Source organism: Pseudomonas sp. YNh (assembly GCF_037993085.1).
Classification (GTDB): Bacteria; Pseudomonadota; Gammaproteobacteria; order Pseudomonadales; family Pseudomonadaceae; genus Aquipseudomonas; species Aquipseudomonas putida.
This window is the reverse complement of record NZ_JBBMRJ010000001.1, coordinates 218,186-234,777: the sequence shown is the minus strand read 5'-3', so window position 1 is coordinate 234,777 and position 16,592 is coordinate 218,186. Positions and strand designations below refer to the sequence as shown.

Here is a 16,592-nt window from a genome sequence, read left to right as displayed (position 1 = left end):
TGGATTGTTTTTTGGGGCCCTGTATGGGCTGAGGCACCATTGAAATGGCGTTGATCGTACAGAAATTTGGCGGCACCTCTGTCGGTTCCATCGAGCGGATCGAGCAGGTAGCCGAAAAGGTCAAGAAACACCGTGAAGCGGGCGACGACCTGGTGGTTGTGCTGTCGGCCATGAGCGGTGAAACCAATCGCCTGATCGACCTGGCCAAGCAGATCACCGATCAGCCGGTTCCGCGTGAACTGGACGTGATCGTGTCGACCGGTGAGCAGGTCACCATCGCCCTGCTGACCATGGCCTTGATCAAGCGTGGTGTGCCAGCGGTGTCCTACACCGGCAACCAGGTGCGCATCCTCACCGACAGCTCGCACAACAAGGCGCGCATCCTGCAGATCGACGACCAGAAGATTCGTGCCGACCTCAAGGAAGGCCGCGTGGTCGTGGTAGCAGGCTTCCAGGGCGTCGACGAGCACGGCAGCATCACTACCCTGGGCCGTGGCGGCTCCGATACCACTGGCGTGGCCCTGGCGGCGGCGCTGAAGGCTGACGAGTGCCAGATCTACACCGACGTCGATGGCGTCTACACCACCGACCCGCGCGTTGTGCCACAGGCCCGTCGCCTGGAGAAGATCACCTTCGAAGAGATGCTGGAAATGGCCAGCCTCGGTTCCAAGGTGCTGCAGATCCGTTCGGTGGAGTTCGCCGGCAAGTACAACGTACCGCTGCGCGTGCTGCACAGCTTCAAGGAGGGTCCGGGTACCCTCATTACCATTGATGAAGAGGAATCCATGGAACAGCCGATCATTTCCGGTATCGCCTTCAACCGTGATGAAGCCAAGCTGACCATTCGCGGCGTGCCGGACACCCCAGGTGTGGCCTTCAAGATCCTCGGCCCGATCAGCGCTTCGAACATCGAAGTCGACATGATCGTGCAGAACGTTGCCCACGATAACACCACCGACTTCACCTTCACCGTACACCGCAACGAGTACGAGAGCGCGAAAAACGTGCTGGAAAACACTGCCCGCGAAATCGGTGCCCGTGAAGTGATCGGCGACACCAAGATCGCCAAGGTCTCGATCGTTGGCGTCGGCATGCGTTCGCACGCCGGTGTTGCCAGCCGCATGTTCGAAGCGCTGGCCAAGGAGAGCATCAACATCCAGATGATCTCCACCTCCGAGATCAAGGTTTCGGTAGTGATCGAAGAGAAGTACCTGGAGCTGGCTGTGCGCGCGCTGCACACCGCGTTCGAGCTCGACGCACCTGTGCGACAGGGCGAGTAAGGCGCTGCCAGGAAGGGCGCGGCTTGCCGCGCCCTTCGCGTTTCTGCTCGCCACGCATGGCCTGTCCTGCCCTGTGTGGCGAGTAACGGGGCTAGGTCGTCGTCCACGACCAGGCCCTGATACCAAAGACTGTTACCCCTGAATGTTTTGCGTAAGGAGAAAGCTATGTTGATTCTGACTCGTCGGTGCGCCGAGAGCCTGATCATTGGAGACGGCGAGATCACCGTGACGGTGCTTGGCGTCAAAGGCAACCAGGTGCGTATTGGCGTCAGCGCCCCGAAAGAAGTGGCTGTTCACCGCGAGGAAATCTACCTGCGGATCAAGAAAGAGAAGGACGAGGAGCCAAGCCTTTAATTCTTTTGAAGTTTTTTTAAAAAAAAGGGTTGCAAGCGAGGAAGATCCTGTTTAATATTCGCCTCGTGTTGCGGTGAGGTGGCCGAGTGGCCGAAGGCGCTCCCCTGCTAAGGGAGTATACCTCATAAGGGTATCGGGGGTTCGAATCCCCCCTTCACCGCCATTATTTGCGTAGGGCGCTGTAAACGGTAGGAACGCTAAGTAGTTGTTTTTAAACGAAAACGTTCTTGCAAAAATGTTTCAGCGACCTATAATGCGCGGCAAGACACGGACTCATAGCTCAGCTGGATAGAGTACTCGGCTACGAACCGAGCGGTCGCAGGTTCGAATCCTGCTGAGTCCGCCACTTTCTTGAAGTGGCTCTGCTTGCACAGCTGCTTCAGTCAACCAGCGGTAACTGGTATAAAACTTCCAATCGCGGACTCATAGCTCAGCTGGATAGAGTACTCGGCTACGAACCGAGCGGTCGCAGGTTCGAATCCTGCTGAGTCCGCCACTTTCTTGAAGTGGCTCTGCTTGCACAGCTGCTTCAGTCAACCAGCGGTAACTGGTATAAAACTTCCAATCGCGGACTCATAGCTCAGCTGGATAGAGTACTCGGCTACGAACCGAGCGGTCGCAGGTTCGAATCCTGCTGAGTCCGCCACTTTCTTGAAGTGGCTCTGCTTGCACAGCTGCTTCAGTCAACCAGTGGTAACCTGGTCTAAAACTACCACCACGGACTCATAGCTCAGCTGGATAGAGTACTCGGCTACGAACCGAGCGGTCGCAGGTTCGAATCCTGCTGAGTCCGCCATATCCCATCAAGAAGCCCGCTCAGTTGAGCGGGCTTTTTGTTTTTCTGCGCCACTGAATTGTTGGCCATGTCGATCTAAGCTCTTCTGTAATGTTTGTGGTGTAGCTTGAGGCCGCTGGTGCGGCGCCAAATTCGATCAGGCATCGCAAACACATCTACGCACACAACAAATGTGCTTTAAACGCCAGAGCCGCCGTCGCACTGATAGCTTCAAGCGTTGTCCCACCTTTATCGCGCAAACGATTGTTCTGGCCAAAAATTTAAGCGATCTGACAGCTTTAGCAGTGTATGATTGCGCCCGTCAGCCCCGCCGGGGCTTGTGGAAAACCACCATGGACTTACCCAGTAGTTACTCGCTAACACGATTCATACAGAAAGATCTGACCGATTGATTCTCCCGGCGTGCTCCGCTGCTGGGAGTGGAGTTCGCCTATGACTGAAGTAGAAGTAAAAAAAGCGCAAGAAAGCCTGCAGGATCGCCTGGCCCAGGTGGTCGAACTGCTGCAACGCCAGCGTGTGGTCGAAGACCTGACGCACCGCCAGGAAGGCGCGCACAACGACCTGGTCGAAAACCTGGTCCACCGGCAGAACCTCGTCGAGCTGCAGCGCAAGCTTGATGACCTGCACCCCGCCGACATCGCCTATATCCTCGAAGCCTTGCCCCTGGAAGACCGCCTGACGGTCTGGCAGCTGGTGCGCTCGGATCGCGATGGCGACATCCTGCTTGAAGTTTCCGACTCGGTTCGCCAATCGTTGATCGCCGACATGGACGATCACGAGCTGCTGGCCGCCGCCAAGGAAATGGACGCCGACGAGCTGGCCGACCTGGCCCCAGAGCTGCCGCGCGACGTTGTTCACGAGCTGATGGAAACCCTCGATGCCCAGCAACGCGAGCGTGTGCGCTCGGCGCTGAGCTACGACGAGGAGCAGGTCGGCGCGCTGATGGACTTCGAGATGGTCACCATCCGCGAAGACGTCAGCCTGGAAGTGGTACTGCGCTATCTGCGCCGCCTGAAAGAGCTGCCCAACCACACCGACAAACTGTTCGTGGTCGATTACGACGGCATCCTCAAGGGGGTGTTGCCGATCAAGCGCTTGCTGGTCAACGACCCGGAGAAGAAGGTAGCGGAGGTCATGGCGACCGACCCGGTGTCCTTCCAGCCCGAGGAAGATGCCTATGATGCAGCGCAGGCTTTCGAGCGTTATGACCTGGTATCGGCACCTGTAGTAGACAAAGGCGGGCGCCTGATCGGCCGTTTGACCATCGACGAAATGGTCGACCTGATCCGTGAGGAGAGCGAGAGCGAAGTCCTCAACATGGCGGGCCTGCGTGAAGAGGAAGATATCTTTGCCTCGGTCTGGCGCTCGTTCCGCAACCGTTGGGCATGGCTGGCGATCAACCTGATTACCGCTTTTCTCGCGTCCCGCGTTATCGGGCTGTTTGAAGGCTCGATCGAAAAGCTGGTGGCGTTGGCTGCGTTGATGCCTATCGTTGCGGGTATTGGTGGCAACTCGGGTAACCAGACCATCACCATGATTGTCCGCGCCATGGCGCTGGACCAGGTGTCGCCGGGCAACACCAGCCGCCTGATGCGCAAGGAGTTGGCAGTGTCGCTGATCAACGGCCTGGTGTGGGGCGGAGTGATCGGTGCGGTGGCTTTCTGGCTGTATGGCAGCTGGTCACTGGGTTTGGTGATGACCGCCGCAATGACCCTGAACCTGTTACTGGCAGCGCTGATGGGCGTGCTCATCCCGATGACATTGGCCCGCTTGGGCCGCGACCCGGCCATGGGGGCGAGTGTGATGATCACTGCCGTGACCGACAGTGGCGGCTTTTTCATCTTCCTCGGCCTGGCTACGCTGTTCCTGCTGTAAACCGATCTTTCCCTGTGGGAGCGGGCATGCCCGCGAACACCGGCGCAGCCGGTGCCATCCACCGCGTCGCCTGATTCGCGGGCTTGCCCGCTCCCACAGTGGTCCTGCAATGGCGTATGCCGTTGCCGTAGGCCAGCCACAAAAAAGCCAGCTTACGCTGGCTTTTTCATGTTCGCTGCAGACCTCAGGAAGCGTCAGCGGCCATTTCCACATCATGAGCGATGAGGGCCACCAGGGCGTTCTGCTGGCGGTGGGACAGTTGACGGAAGCGCTGCAGCAACTCGCGCTCGTGCAGCGACAGCTCAGGGCTGTCCAGGCGCATGCTCAGCTCGTCACCCAGCGCACCTTCCTGGATAAGGCTCTGTTCCAGGCGCGCGATGATTTCGGAGTTCATGCTGCGGTGATGGTTTCGCGCTACCTCGGCAATGCGCTCACGCATCCCGTCTGGCAGGCGGACGACGAACTTGTCAGCGGTGCGGCTCGAATAAATAGCCTGTTTCATTGGGCGCATATAAATTGACCGGAGTTTGGTTCAGGGGAAGCGGTTCTCAAATTGGCCGCACGGGGTGGAAGTACGACCGTGGCGACGACAAAATGTTCAACCGGCAGTAAAAATGGGTGCTCATCTTGCCTCATCATCGCCGTTTCCTTGGCGTCAATTCTGTGACAAATAGTGAGCCGGATAAAGGCTTTCTGCCAGTACCAATTATCAGAAATGAGCACTGGTTTGAAAAGTTTTACATGCTCCGGCTTGCCCAACCGTCAGACTTTTGCCGTCAAAAACTGGTAAAACGCAGCAAAAGGCAAGGAAAACACCTAGAATGCGGCGGTTTCCCTTCATAGAGCATAGTGGCTATGCAACATGACGCAAGCGACCGTCGATCAGGGACAGGCCGGTTGATATTTCTGATAGGACCGTCGGGTTCGGGGAAAGATTCCCTGATCGACGCTTCACGTGAGCGACTGGCGGCCGCCGGGGTAGAAATTGCCCGTCGCGTCATTACCCGTTCGGCCGAAGCCAAGGGCGAAGCCGCTCATGGGGTTACGCCCGAGCAGTTCGAGACCCTGCGTGCCCAGGGCGCATTTGCCATGCACTGGCGCGCCAACGGCCTGGACTATGGTATTGCGCAGCAGGTGGACGAGTGGATGGCGGCGGGCAGGGCAGTGCTGGTGAATGGCTCGCGGGCCTACCTGGCTGAAGCGCGCCAGCGTTACCCGGACCTGCTGGCGGTGTTGGTCGAGGTCAGGCCCGAAGTGCTGCGTCAGCGCCTGCTGGCCCGTGGCCGCGAAAACGCCGAGGAAATCGAACAGCGCCTGGCTCGCAGCGCCCGTTTGCAGGCACCGCCCGATCCTTCAGTGCATGTGCTGGACAACTCGACAACCCTGGAGGCAGCGGTCGCAGCCCTGTTCGGGCTGCTTCGCGATGAAGGGGTTCTGCCACCGGAGTAGCAGTGCCAGAAAAGGATTACGCGAAAAAGCCCGGCAGGTGCATGACAAACGCCAGCATGCTGGTTAACATGCTGGCCATCCCGCTGTGCAGCGCTCGCTGCCGGTCGTAGCGTCTCAGTAGCTCAATTGGATAGAGCATCCCCCTCCTAAGGGGAAGGTTGCAGGTTCAATTCCTGCCTGGGACGCCATTTCTTGTTTCTCCCATTTTTGCCTCCGCCTCCTGTGCAGCCGCCATCCGTGTGCGCGTCAGGAAGTACCCCGCCACTACCAGCACCACGGTCAGCACCGTGAACCAGAACTGGAAACGCGATGCCGGTTCGAACGCCTGGGTGCCGATCACTGCCAGCAGGGCGAACAGCGCAACGATATTGGCGTACGGGAACAGCCAGGCGCGGAAGGCCTTAGGGTCGACCGCTTCGTGACGGGTTTTCCAGCGCATGGCCACGTGGGCGATGATGATGAAGATCCACACGACCATCACGAGGCTGCCGGTACTCTTGGCCAGGGTCATGAACAGGTCGCCGGCGCTGATAAAGTGCACGGTCAGGATCATCGTGCAGATCGACAGGCTCAGCAGCAATGCATTGATCGGCACGCCCTTGGCGCTGGTGCGCGAGAACAGCTTGGGCGCGTGCCCGCGCTGGCTCAGCGAGAACAGCATGCGCGAGTTGGAGAACATGAACGAGTTCATCACCGACATGAACGAGACGAACAACACCAGCTTCATGGCCACCGCCGCACCACCGAACCCGGCCAGGCTGAACAGCGAAACATAGGGCGAGGCCAGGTTGGCCTTGTCGGTCCATGGCAGGCACAGGATCAGGATCGACACCGAGCCGACGTAGAACAGCATCACGCGCAGGATCACGCTCTTGATCGCGCGGATCACGTTCTGCCGCGGGTTCTCCGACTCACCTGCGGCCACGGCGGCGATTTCGCTGCCGCCCAGCGAGAAGATCACCACGATGACACCCGCCATTACCGGCGACAGGCCGTTGGGCATGAAGCCGTCGTGGGCGGTGAGGTTGACCAGGCCAGGCGACGGGATGTCGTGGTGCAGGCCAAGCAGGATCGAGATGCCCAGCAGCATGAAGATGAGGATGGTGGCGACCTTCATCGCCGCCAGCCAGTACTCCACTTCGGCAAACGAACGCACCGAGTAGGCGTTGCTGGCCATCAGTGTCACCAGCATCAGGAAGGCGCCTGCCCAGATCGGCAGCCAGGGTAGGAAGTCATGCAGGATGGCGCCCAGCAGGACTGCTTCAAGGGTGATGGTCATCATCGACTTGAACCAGTACAGCCAGCCGACTGCAAACCCGGCCCAGTCGCCGAGCCAGGTGTTGGCGTAGGTTGAGAACGACCCGGCATCCGGGTTGCGGCAGGCCATTTCACCCAGCATGAACATGACCAGGGTGACCACCAGGCCACCAATGAAATACGACAGGATGGCCGCAGGCCCTGCCGATGCGATCAGTGAGCCCGAGCCCATGAACAGGCCTGCACCGATCACCCCGCCCAGTGCGATCATGGTGATGTGCCGCTGCTTGAGGCTTTGCTTCAAACTGTTGGATTGCATTTCCTTGTCCTCTCTTATTGTTGGGGGGACCCGACAACGTCCCCCAACGCAGGCATCGTCATGCGCCTGCGTCCACGCGTGGCAAATAGCTACCAGCCTGCCACCCTGGACAATAAGGCCAAGGACCTCAAACGAATTCTCTGCACAACATCCTGCCGATTTTTCCTGAGACCGGTGATGGCGCCGGTAGCGGTGCAGTTGACCACGCCATGCACCACCTGAACATCGACACCGCCGGGCGCCTTCAAACGGGTCAGGTTGGGGAGCCTTTCACGAACCGCGGCACTTTTCTTGCCGACCGCCGCCACTGCCTCATGCCGTGCCGGCCGCTTGTTGCTCTTCATCCAGGCCGTCCGCCTTGGCGACCTGCTCCTGCGCTTTCTCCTCGATCTTGCGCTCGATGTCCTCTTTCATGCGCTGGGCGATCAACTCGTCGACCTTTGCTTTCATTTCCGGCGGCAGGGCGTCGTACTCTTCTTCGGTCAGGCCAATTTCACGCAGCAGTTTTTCCTTGATCATCTCGCCGGGCGACTTGGACATGAAGTCGTGAAACTCCTGCCGGGCAGTCTTGGCTGGCAGTGGTTCTCCGATCACCGGCTCGGTGGTCTCAGAGCCCAGGTTTTGCAGCATCACCTTGAATTTGGCAAAGGCTTCTTCGCGCGCATCCTCGGCGTTTTGCTGAGCGGTATTGCCTTGGCGCTGATCTTGGGTCGCCGTGTTGGCGGTGGTTATTGGGGTGCTGGCTGGCGCAATCTCGGCCACTGTCTGCTCATCGCTGGCGTGCCGGGGCTGATGGAGCGTGGGCTGCCAGCTGACGCCGTTAGGGGCGATTATCATGTTTCCTCCTTGGAAATATCGTTGGCAGCTATCCAGCGCAAAAGCCATGCCAGCGCTGTGCCGGTCGAAATCAGGCCTTTGGCGCTATTTCGGTTGCGCGCTGGCGGGCATATGCTTGCCTGTCCAAGGCATGATCTTGCCGCCTGCGGCAATTACCACCACTGTCGGCAGCCCCTTGACCGGAGCGCAGTTGCTGGGCATCAGGGAGAGCGTCCATGAATCAGGAAACCAGGCCGGCACCGGCCAGCTTCAGTGAACAGCAATTGCACACCTTGTTCGAGTTGATCAGCGATGGCATCTGGGACTGGAATGCCAACACCGGCTACGTCTATCGCAACCCCGGCTGGTACGCCATGCTCGGTTACGCCAGCCACTCCATGGCCAACTCGGTACTGACCTGGGAGAGCGTGATCCACCCCGAGGACTACCCGCGGGTAATGGCGCATTTCGAGGCCTACATCAACCAGCGCAACGAGCGCTACCTCATCGAATACCGCTGCCGTTGCCAGGATGGCAACTACATCTGGATCGAAGACAGCGGCTACATCATCGGCCAGAACGCAGACGGTTCGGTGGCGCGCATGCTCGGGGCGCACCGCAACATCGACGCCGGCAAGCGCCTGGTGGCGCAGCTGGAACAGAAGAACCAGTCGCTGGAGTGCCAGGTGGCCGAGCGTACCCGCGAGCTGTCCTGGGTGAACCAGCAGTTGCAGCGGCAACTGGACGAAAACCTCGAGTTGGCCGAGCGCGATGCGTTGACCCGCATTGCCAATCGCTACCGGCTGGAAAAGTCGTTGCAGACGGAGTGCGAACGCGCCCAGCGATTCCGTCAGCCGTTGTCGCTGATCGCCATGGACATGGACGATTTCAAACCGATCAACGACCGCTACGGCCACGCCCGTGGCGATGCGGCGCTGGTGTTGGTGGCCGATAACTTGCGTACCTGCCTGCGCGAGCTCGACGTGTTGGCGCGCTGGGGGGGCGATGAGTTCGTCATCGTGCTGCCGCAGGCCACGCTGGGCGAGGCGCTGGAGGTGGCGGCGGGCTTGCGCCAGGTGATGGATCAGCTGGAGCCGGTGGGCGATTGCCGGCTGACCATGAGCTATGGCGTGGTGCAATGGCAGGAAGGGGAGGACCAGCATGCGCTGCTGGCGCGTGCCGACAAGGCGCTGTACCGGGCCAAGGCGGCCGGCAAGAATGCCATAGCCCCATAGCCTGACGCGGTCCGCACAAGGGATCGCGCAGGTGACGAGGATCAGTACCTGGATGAAAAAAGACCCGCGGCGCCTCTCGGCGCAGCGGGCCAAATCGGCCTTGGCCGCTTCAGTGTCAGATATGCAGGGCGTGGCCCAGGGCGCGCAATGCCGCTTCCTGTACCGCCTCACCCAGCGTCGGGTGAGCATGGATGGTGCCGGCCACATCCTCCAGGCAGGCGCCCATCTCCAGCGATTGGGCAAACGCCGTGGACAGTTCGGAAACCGCCACGCCAACGGCTTGCCAACCCAGGATCAGGTGGTTGTCCCGCCGTGCCACCACGCGCACGAATCCGCTCTTCGCTTCCAGGCTCATGGCCCGGCCATTGGCGGCAAACGGGAACTGCGCGACGATGCAGTCCAACCCTTGCTGGCTGGCCTGCTCCGGGGTTTTACCGACGACCACCACTTCTGGGTCGGTAAAGCACACCGCAGCAATCGCGGCAGGCTCGAAGCGGCGCGCCTTGCCAGCGATGATCTCGGCGACCATTTCGCCCTGGGCCATGGCCCGGTGCGCCAGCATCGGTTCGCCGGCCACGTCGCCGATGGCCCAGACGTTGTGCATGCTGGTCTGGCAGCGCGCGTCGATGGCAATGGCGGCGCCGTTCATTTTCAGGTCCAGGCACTCCAGGTTGAAACCTTTGGTGCGCGGCCGGCGGCCGACGGCCACCAGCACCTGGTCGGACTCCAGGCGCAGTTGCCCGCCCTTGCCGTCGTTGGCCAGCAGGCAACCGTTTTCGTAACCTTCGACGCTGTGGCCCAGGTGCAGGGCGATGCCCAGCTTTTTCAACGACTCGGCCACCGGGGCAGTCAATTCGCTGTCGTAGGTCGGCAGGATGCGCTCACGCGCTTCCACCACGCTTACTTGCGCGCCCAGCTTGCGGTAGGCAATGCCCAGTTCCAGGCCGATATAGCCACCGCCCACCACCACCAGGTGCTGCGGCAGGGCTTTCGGCGCCAGGGCTTCGGTCGAGGAAATCACCGGCCCGCCCAGCGGCAGCATCGGCAGTTCGACGCTGCTGGAGCCGGTGGCCAGCAACAGGTGTTCACACTGGATACGCTGGCCATCAACTTCGACCTGCTTGCCGTCGAGCACCTTCGCCCAGCCATGAATCACCTTGACCCCGTGCTTTTTCAGCAGGGCGGCCACACCAGTGGTCAGGCGGTCGACGATGCCGTCCTTCCAGGCCACGCTCTGGCCGATGTCCAGGCGCGGCGAGGCAACGCTGATGCCCAGTTCCGACGGCCCGGCGAAGCGCGAGGTCTGGTGGAACTGCTCGGCCACATGGATCAGCGCCTTGGACGGAATGCAGCCGATATTCAGGCAGGTACCGCCCAGTGCCTGGCCTTCCACCAGCACGGTAGGGATGCCCAGTTGCCCGGCACGGATGGCGGCCACATAGCCGCCAGGGCCGCCGCCGATGATCAACAGGGTAGTCTGGATAGTCTGTTGCATGCTTACTCCACGAACAGGCAGGCAGGTTGTTCGAGCAGGCCACGCACGGCCTGGATGAACAGCGCGGCGTCCATGCCATCAACCACGCGGTGGTCGAACGAGCTGGACAGGTTCATCATCTTGCGCACGACGATCTGGCCGTCGATCACCACCGGCCGCTCAACCATGCGGTTGACGCCGACAATCGCCACTTCCGGGGTGTTGACCACCGGCGTGCTGACGATGCCACCGAGGGCGCCCAGGCTGGTCAGGGTAATGGTCGAGCCCGACAATTCTTCGCGGTTGGCCTTGTTGCTGCGTGCCGCGTTGGCCAGGCGGGAAATCTCGCCAGCATTGGCCCACAGGCTGCCGGCTTCGGCATGGCGCAGCACGGGCACCATCAGGCCGTTGTCACCCTGGGTGGCGATGCCCACATGCACCGCGCCATGGCGGGTGATGATCTGCGCTTCGTCGTCATAGGTGGCGTTGATCTGCGGGAAGTCACGCAGCGCCACGACCAGTGCACGCACCAGGAACGGCAGCAGCGTCAGCTTGCCGCGGCTGTCGCCGTACTTGCTGTTGAGCTGCTGGCGCAGGGCTTCCAGGGCGGTGACGTCGATTTCTTCCACATAGCTGAAGTGCGCGACCCGGCGCTTGGCGTCCTGCATGCGCTGGGCGATCTTGCGGCGCAGGCCGATCACCGGCACCTGCTCGCTGTCGCTGCGCTTGGCATAGCCATTGGGGGCTTGCCCGGCGGCGCTCTGCGGCTTGCTCATGAAGGCGTCGAGGTCTTCGTGCAGGATGCGCCCGGCCGGGCCGCTGCCGTGCACATAGCGCAGTTCGATGCCGGTATCCAGCGCACGCTTGCGCACCGCCGGTGAGGCCAGCGGCTTGTCGCCCGGCTGGCGCGGCACGATGGGCGCAGCCTCGTGGTTGGCGGGTGCCTGGTACGCAACGGGTTTTACGTCTTTCTGCGGTTCTGGCTTCTCTGCCACAGGGGCGGCGGGCGTTTCTACCTGTTTGGCCTGAGGCACATCCACATGGTTGCCGCTGCCTTCCACTTCGATGCGGATCAGCTCGCTGCCGACCGCCATCACTTCACCTGGCTGGCCACCCAGGGCCAGCACCTTGCCGCTGACCGGCGAAGGGATTTCCACGGTAGCCTTGTCGGTCATGACGTCGGCCACCACCTGGTCCTCGGCGATCATGTCGCCGACTTTGACGAACCATTCCACCAACTCGACCTGCGCGATGCCTTCGCCAATGTCCGGCATCTTGATGACGTGCGTGCCCATTCAGACCTCCATGACCTTTTTCAATGCCGCACCTACCCGCGAAGGCCCTGGGAAATACGCCCATTCCTGCGCGTGAGGGTAGGGGGTGTCCCAGCCGGTGACGCGCTCGATCGGCGCCTCCAGGTGGTGGAAGCAGTGCTCCTGCACCAGCGACACCAGTTCGGCACCGAAGCCGCAGGTACGGGTGGCTTCATGCACCACCACGCAGCGGCCGGTCTTTTTCACCGACTCGACGATGGTGTCCAGGTCCAGCGGCCACAGGCTGCGCAGGTCGATCACTTCGGCATCGACGCCGCTTTCTTCGGCGGCCACCTGGGCCACGTACACCGTGGTGCCGTAGGTGAGCACGGTCACGTCATTGCCGGGGCGGGTAATGGCGGCCTTGTCCAGCGGCACGGTGTAGTAACCGTCGGGCACGGCGCTGTGCGGGTGCTTCGACCACGGCGTTACCGGGCGGTCGTGGTGGCCGTCGAACGGGCCGTTGTACAGGCGCTTGGGCTCCAGGAAGATCACCGGATCGTCGCATTCGATCGAGGCAATCAGCAGGCCTTTGGCGTCGTACGGGTTGGACGGCATGACGGTGCGCAGGCCGCACACCTGGGTGAACATCGCTTCCGGGCTCTGGCTGTGCGTCTGGCCGCCATAGATGCCACCGCCGCACGGCATGCGCAGGGTCAGCGGGGCGATGAACTCGCCGGCCGAACGGTAACGCAGGCGCGCCATTTCCGAGACGATCTGGTCGGAGGCGGGGTAGAAGTAGTCGGCGAACTGGATCTCCACCACCGGGCGCAGGCCGTAGGCGCCCATGCCCACGGCGGTACCGACGATGCCGCTTTCGGAGATTGGCGCGTCGAACACGCGGGATTTGCCGTACTTGTTCTGCAGGCCTTCGGTGCAGCGGAACACGCCGCCGAAGTAGCCGACGTCCTGGCCGTAGACAACCACATTGTCGTCGCGCTCAAGCATGACATCCATGGCCGAGCGCAGGGCCTGGATCATGGTCATGGTAGTGGTGGCCATGGCGGTTTCCGGGTTGATGCTGTTGTTGTGATCGTTCATCTCAAACCCCCAGTTCCTGGCGTTGACGGCGCAGGTGGTCGGGCATTTCCTTGTACACGTCCTCGAACATCGAGGCGGCGCTCGGGATGTGACCGTTGGCCAGGGTGCCGTACTGCTCGGCTTCTTTCTGCGCGGCAATCACAGCAGCCTCGAACTCGGCCGTGGTGGCCTGGTGTTCTTCCTCGGACCAGTGGCCGATCTTGATCAGGTGCTGCTTCAGGCGGACGATCGGGTCGCCCAGCGGGAAGTGGCTCCAGTCATCGGCGGGGCGGTACTTGGACGGGTCGTCCGAGGTCGAGTGCGGGCCGGCGCGGTAGGTGACCCACTCGATCAGGCTAGGGCCCAGGCCGCGGCGGGCGCGTTCGGCGGCCCAGCGCGAGGCGGCGTACACGGCGACGAAGTCGTTGCCGTCAACCCGCAGCGAGGCAATGCCGCAGCCCACGCCACGGCCGGCGAAGGTGGTCGACTCGCCACCGGCAATGGCCTGGAAGGTAGAAATCGCCCACTGGTTGTTGACCACATTGAGGATCACCGGGGCGCGGTAAACGTGGGCAAAGGTCAGGGCTGTGTGGAAGTCCGACTCGGCGGTGGCGCCGTCACCGATCCACGCCGAAGCAATCTTGGTGTCGCCCTTGATTGCCGACGCCATGGCCCAGCCGACTGCCTGCACGAACTGGGTCGCCAGGTTGCCACTGATGGTGAAGAAGCCGGCCTCGCGTACCGAATACATGATCGGCAGCTGGCGGCCTTTGAGCGGGTCGCGCTCGTTGGACAGCAACTGGCAGATCATCTCTACCAGCGACACGTCGCGGGCCATCAGGATGCTTTGCTGGCGGTAGGTCGGGAAGCACATGTCGGTGCGGTTCAGCGCCAGCGCCTGGCCGCTGCCGATGGCTTCTTCGCCCAGGCTCTGCATGTAGAAGGACATCTTCTTCTGGCGCTGGGCAACCACCATGCGGCTGTCGAAGATCCGCGTCTTGAGCATGGCGCGCATGCCTTGGCGGAGGATTTGCGGGTCAATGTCTTCAGCCCACGGGCCTTGGGCGTCGCCTTGCTCGTCGAGCACGCGGACCAGGCTGTAGGACAGGTCGGCGGTGTCGGCAGCATCGACATCCACAGGGGGTTTACGGGCTTGACCTGCATCGTTGAGGCGCAGGTAGGAAAAATCGGTCTGGCAGCCTGGCCGGCCGGTGGGCTCGGGCACATGCAAACGCAGGGGGGCGTACTCGTTCATGCTTTTTACGCTCGCTCGGGTATTTGTTTTTGTGAGCTCTGAAGCGGCCGCCGCTGAATACCGGCTTGTGACTGGTAGGTCAGCGTCATCTACATCTTAGTGGCCCGGCAGGAGAATTTTTCTCTCAAGTTGATTGCCTTTGCCGAGCGGTGCAGATAAACATTCCGCATAAACACAAAAAACCGGTGATTTTGTCTCATGCGCAAACTCGATCGTACCGATATCGGCATTCTCAACAGCCTGCAGGAAAACGCCCGCATCACCAACGCCGAGCTGGCACGCTCGGTCAACCTGTCGCCCACGCCCTGTTTCAACCGGGTGCGGGCCATGGAGGAACTGGGGGTAATCCGCCAGCAGGTGACCTTGTTATCACCCGAGGCGCTGGGGTTGGATGTAAACGTGTTCATCCATGTCAGCCTGGAAAAGCAGGTGGAGCAGTCGCTGCACCGTTTCGAGGAAGAAATTGCCGAACGGCCCGAGGTGATGGAGTGCTACCTGATGACCGGGGACCCGGATTACCTGTTGCGGGTACTGCTGCCGAGCATCCAGGCGCTGGAGCGGTTTCTTGACTACCTGACGCGGTTGCCGGGGGTGGCCAATATTCGCTCGAGTTTTGCCTTGAAGCAGGTGCGGTACAAGACGGCCTTGCCACTGCCGGCCAATGGCATGACCTTGCGCGAGTAGCCCATCGTCGAGACTTGCGCTGACCCTACGGATCCCGGGGTGCCTCGTAGGTGCTTGATATTTTAAACACCCCCAGCCTATGTTGTTGTCAGCGTACAACAACAAGGACAAGCGTCATGAGCACCGCTCCGCTTCAGGGCATCGATGAAATCGAATGCGTCACCCCCGACCTCAACGGCGTCCCGCGCGGCAAGGTGATGACCGCCGAAGGCTTTCTGGAAGGCCGCCGCCTGCAGATGGCCCGGGGGGTGTTGCTGCAATGCATCATGGGCGGCTACCCGCCGGCGAAATTCTACGGCAGCGACGACGGCGACCTGGCGCTGGTGGCCGAACCCAGCCAGGTCCATCGCCTGCCCTGGAGCAACGACGGTCGCGCCCTGGCCATCTGCGATGCCATTGAACTGGATGGCCGGCCCTCGGCACTGTCCACCCGTGGCCAGCTCAAGGCGGTCATCGCCCGCTACGCGGCCCTGGGGCTGGCGCCCGTGGTGGCGACCGAACTCGAATTCTTTGTTTTTGCCCCCAACAGCGACCCGCAGCAGCCGTTCCAGCCACCCGTAGGCAGCGATGGCCGTCGCGAGCTCGGCCATTCGGCGTTCAGTGTCAGTTCCAACAATGGCCTGCGCCCGTTCTTCAAAGAGGTGTACCACTGCATGGCCGCGCTCGGCCTGCCGCGCGACACGTTCATGCACGAAATGGGCGTCAGCCAGTTCGAGATCAACCTGCTGCACGGCGACCCGCTGGTGCTGGCTGACCAGACCTTCCTGTTCAAGCACCTGCTCAAGGAAGTGGCGCTCAAGCATGGGCTGACCGTGGTGTGCATGGCCAAGCCGCTGGCGCGCACGCCCGGCAGCTCCATGCATATTCACCAGAGCCTGGTCGAAGCCGGCAGCGGGCGTAACGTGTTCAGCGACGAGCAGGGCCAGCCGACCCACACCTTCTACCATTTCATCGGCGGCCTGCAGGCGTGCATGGCCGACTTCACCGCGCTGTTCGCGCCCAACGTCAATTCCTATCAGCGCCTGTGCCACCCCTATGCCTCGCCAAACAATGCCTGCTGGTCTGAGGACAACCGCGCCGCTGGCCTGCGCATTCCGGCCAGTGCGCCGGCAGCGCGGCGGGTCGAAAACCGTTTGCCCGGTGCCGACACCAACCCATACCTGGCCATCGCCGCCAGCCTGGCTGCCGGGCTGCACGGTATCGAGCAGCGCCTGCAACCTGCGCCGGCCATTCAGGGCGAGTTTGAAGTGCCCGAGCACCTGAGCCTGCCGTGTACCCTGCATGCCGCCCTCGAACGGCTCAAGCGCAGTGCGCTGGCACGGGAACTGTTCGGCAGCGAGTTCATCGAAGGCTACATCGCCAGCAAGACCCTGGAGCTGACTGATTTCTTCGACGAGATCACCCCGTGGGAGCGCCGGGTGCTGGCGGCACAGGCCTGATCGCGACACGACCTGCACCGGACACG

General features: G+C 61.7%; 15 protein-coding genes and 6 tRNA genes. 13 read left to right on the top strand and 8 right to left on the bottom strand.

Annotated elements, in window-relative coordinates; all coding sequences use genetic code 11:
* The first annotated feature begins 44 nt into the window (after positions 1 to 44).
* The 8 genes from WF331_RS01060 (at position 45) to mgtE (ending at position 4,305) form a co-directional block, all read left to right on the top strand.
* Positions 45 to 1,280, top strand: coding sequence for an aspartate kinase (locus WF331_RS01060; RefSeq protein WP_016498499.1), 1,236 nt, complete (start codon positions 45 to 47; stop codon positions 1,278 to 1,280).
* 165 nt (positions 1,281 to 1,445) lie between these two features.
* Complete coding sequence (gene csrA, locus WF331_RS01055) at positions 1,446 to 1,634, top strand: carbon storage regulator CsrA (protein ID WP_003254503.1); 189 nt, start codon at positions 1,446 to 1,448, stop codon at positions 1,632 to 1,634.
* 72 nt (positions 1,635 to 1,706) lie between these two features.
* A tRNA-Ser gene (locus WF331_RS01050) sits at positions 1,707 to 1,797 on the top strand.
* A gap of 106 nt (positions 1,798 to 1,903) precedes the next feature.
* Positions 1,904 to 1,980 (top strand) — tRNA-Arg (locus tag WF331_RS01045).
* A 73-nt stretch (positions 1,981 to 2,053) separates the two neighbouring features.
* Positions 2,054 to 2,130 (top strand) — tRNA-Arg (locus WF331_RS01040).
* A 73-nt stretch (positions 2,131 to 2,203) separates the two neighbouring features.
* Positions 2,204 to 2,280, top strand: a tRNA-Arg gene (locus tag WF331_RS01035).
* Between the two features lie 73 nt (positions 2,281 to 2,353).
* A tRNA-Arg gene (locus tag WF331_RS01030) sits at positions 2,354 to 2,430 on the top strand.
* Positions 2,431 to 2,862: 432 nt separating this feature from the next.
* Positions 2,863 to 4,305 (top strand): magnesium transporter, encoded by a 1,443-nt coding sequence (gene mgtE, locus WF331_RS01025; RefSeq protein ID WP_016498500.1) that lies wholly within the window; start codon positions 2,863 to 2,865, stop codon positions 4,303 to 4,305.
* 184 nt (positions 4,306 to 4,489) lie between these two features.
* Here mgtE and WF331_RS01020 read toward each other — a convergent pair whose 3' ends face one another.
* Positions 4,490 to 4,816 carry an Arc family DNA-binding protein gene (locus WF331_RS01020; protein ID WP_003254499.1) on the bottom strand — a complete coding sequence of 109 codons (327 nt, stop codon included), beginning with the start codon at positions 4,814 to 4,816 and terminating at the stop codon, positions 4,490 to 4,492.
* 344 nt (positions 4,817 to 5,160) lie between these two features.
* Between WF331_RS01020 and phnN the strand changes: the two genes are divergently transcribed.
* Together phnN and WF331_RS01010 are read left to right on the top strand one after the other, a co-directional pair.
* Positions 5,161 to 5,754 carry a phosphonate metabolism protein/1,5-bisphosphokinase (PRPP-forming) PhnN gene (gene phnN, locus WF331_RS01015; protein ID WP_084967282.1) on the top strand — a complete coding sequence of 198 codons (594 nt, stop codon included), beginning with the start codon at positions 5,161 to 5,163 and terminating at the stop codon, positions 5,752 to 5,754.
* 111 nt (positions 5,755 to 5,865) lie between these two features.
* Positions 5,866 to 5,942: transfer RNA gene (locus WF331_RS01010), tRNA-Arg, on the top strand.
* On the opposite strand, the gene WF331_RS01005 is transcribed toward WF331_RS01010, so the two are convergent.
* The 3 genes from WF331_RS01005 to WF331_RS00995 all read right to left on the bottom strand — a co-directional run bounded on the left by WF331_RS01005 (position 5,921) and on the right by WF331_RS00995 (position 8,167).
* On the bottom strand, positions 5,921 to 7,330 hold the full coding sequence (locus WF331_RS01005) for an amino acid permease (protein ID WP_080889181.1): 1,410 nt from the start codon (positions 7,328 to 7,330) through the stop codon (positions 5,921 to 5,923). The genes WF331_RS01010 and WF331_RS01005 overlap by 22 nt on opposite strands.
* Positions 7,331 to 7,419: 89 nt before the next feature.
* On the bottom strand, positions 7,420 to 7,674 hold the full coding sequence (locus WF331_RS01000) for a hypothetical protein (RefSeq protein WP_041167645.1): 255 nt from the start codon (positions 7,672 to 7,674) through the stop codon (positions 7,420 to 7,422).
* Entirely contained in the window at positions 7,643 to 8,167 is a 525-nt protein-coding gene (locus WF331_RS00995; protein WP_016498503.1) for a hypothetical protein, read from the bottom strand. The genes WF331_RS01000 and WF331_RS00995 overlap by 32 nt, the downstream gene beginning before the upstream one ends.
* 215 nt (positions 8,168 to 8,382) lie before the next feature.
* Between WF331_RS00995 and WF331_RS00990 the strand changes: the two genes are divergently transcribed.
* Positions 8,383 to 9,381, top strand: a complete 999-nt coding sequence (locus WF331_RS00990) for a sensor domain-containing diguanylate cyclase (RefSeq protein ID WP_284359715.1) — start codon at positions 8,383 to 8,385, stop codon at positions 9,379 to 9,381.
* Positions 9,382 to 9,496: 115 nt separating this feature from the next.
* On the opposite strand, the gene lpdA is transcribed toward WF331_RS00990, so the two are convergent.
* The 4 genes from lpdA to WF331_RS00970 are packed head-to-tail and all read right to left on the bottom strand — an operon-like array spanning position 9,497 to position 14,443.
* Positions 9,497 to 10,876, bottom strand: a complete 1,380-nt coding sequence (lpdA, locus tag WF331_RS00985; RefSeq protein WP_084967278.1) for a dihydrolipoyl dehydrogenase — start codon at positions 10,874 to 10,876, stop codon at positions 9,497 to 9,499.
* A 2-nt stretch (positions 10,877 to 10,878) separates the two neighbouring features.
* The gene (locus tag WF331_RS00980; protein WP_016498506.1) at positions 10,879 to 12,150 is read right to left on the bottom strand and encodes a dihydrolipoamide acetyltransferase family protein; all 1,272 of its coding nucleotides are present in this window, start codon (positions 12,148 to 12,150) and stop codon (positions 10,879 to 10,881) included.
* Positions 12,151 to 13,209, bottom strand: coding sequence for an alpha-ketoacid dehydrogenase subunit beta (locus WF331_RS00975; RefSeq protein ID WP_016488476.1), 1,059 nt, complete (start codon positions 13,207 to 13,209; stop codon positions 12,151 to 12,153).
* Between the two features lies 1 nt (position 13,210).
* The gene (locus WF331_RS00970; protein WP_016498508.1) at positions 13,211 to 14,443 is read right to left on the bottom strand and encodes a 3-methyl-2-oxobutanoate dehydrogenase (2-methylpropanoyl-transferring) subunit alpha; all 1,233 of its coding nucleotides are present in this window, start codon (positions 14,441 to 14,443) and stop codon (positions 13,211 to 13,213) included.
* A 198-nt stretch (positions 14,444 to 14,641) separates the two neighbouring features.
* On the opposite strand from WF331_RS00970, the gene bkdR reads away from it, so the two are divergent.
* Positions 14,642 to 15,127: a Bkd operon transcriptional regulator BkdR gene (gene bkdR / locus WF331_RS00965; RefSeq protein ID WP_012273540.1), complete on the top strand. Its 486-nt coding sequence runs from the start codon at positions 14,642 to 14,644 to the stop codon at positions 15,125 to 15,127.
* Between the two features lie 197 nt (positions 15,128 to 15,324).
* Entirely contained in the window at positions 15,325 to 16,566 is a 1,242-nt protein-coding gene (locus WF331_RS00960; protein WP_340622610.1) for a glutamine synthetase family protein, read from the top strand.
* The last annotated feature ends 26 nt before the right edge of the window (positions 16,567 to 16,592 follow it).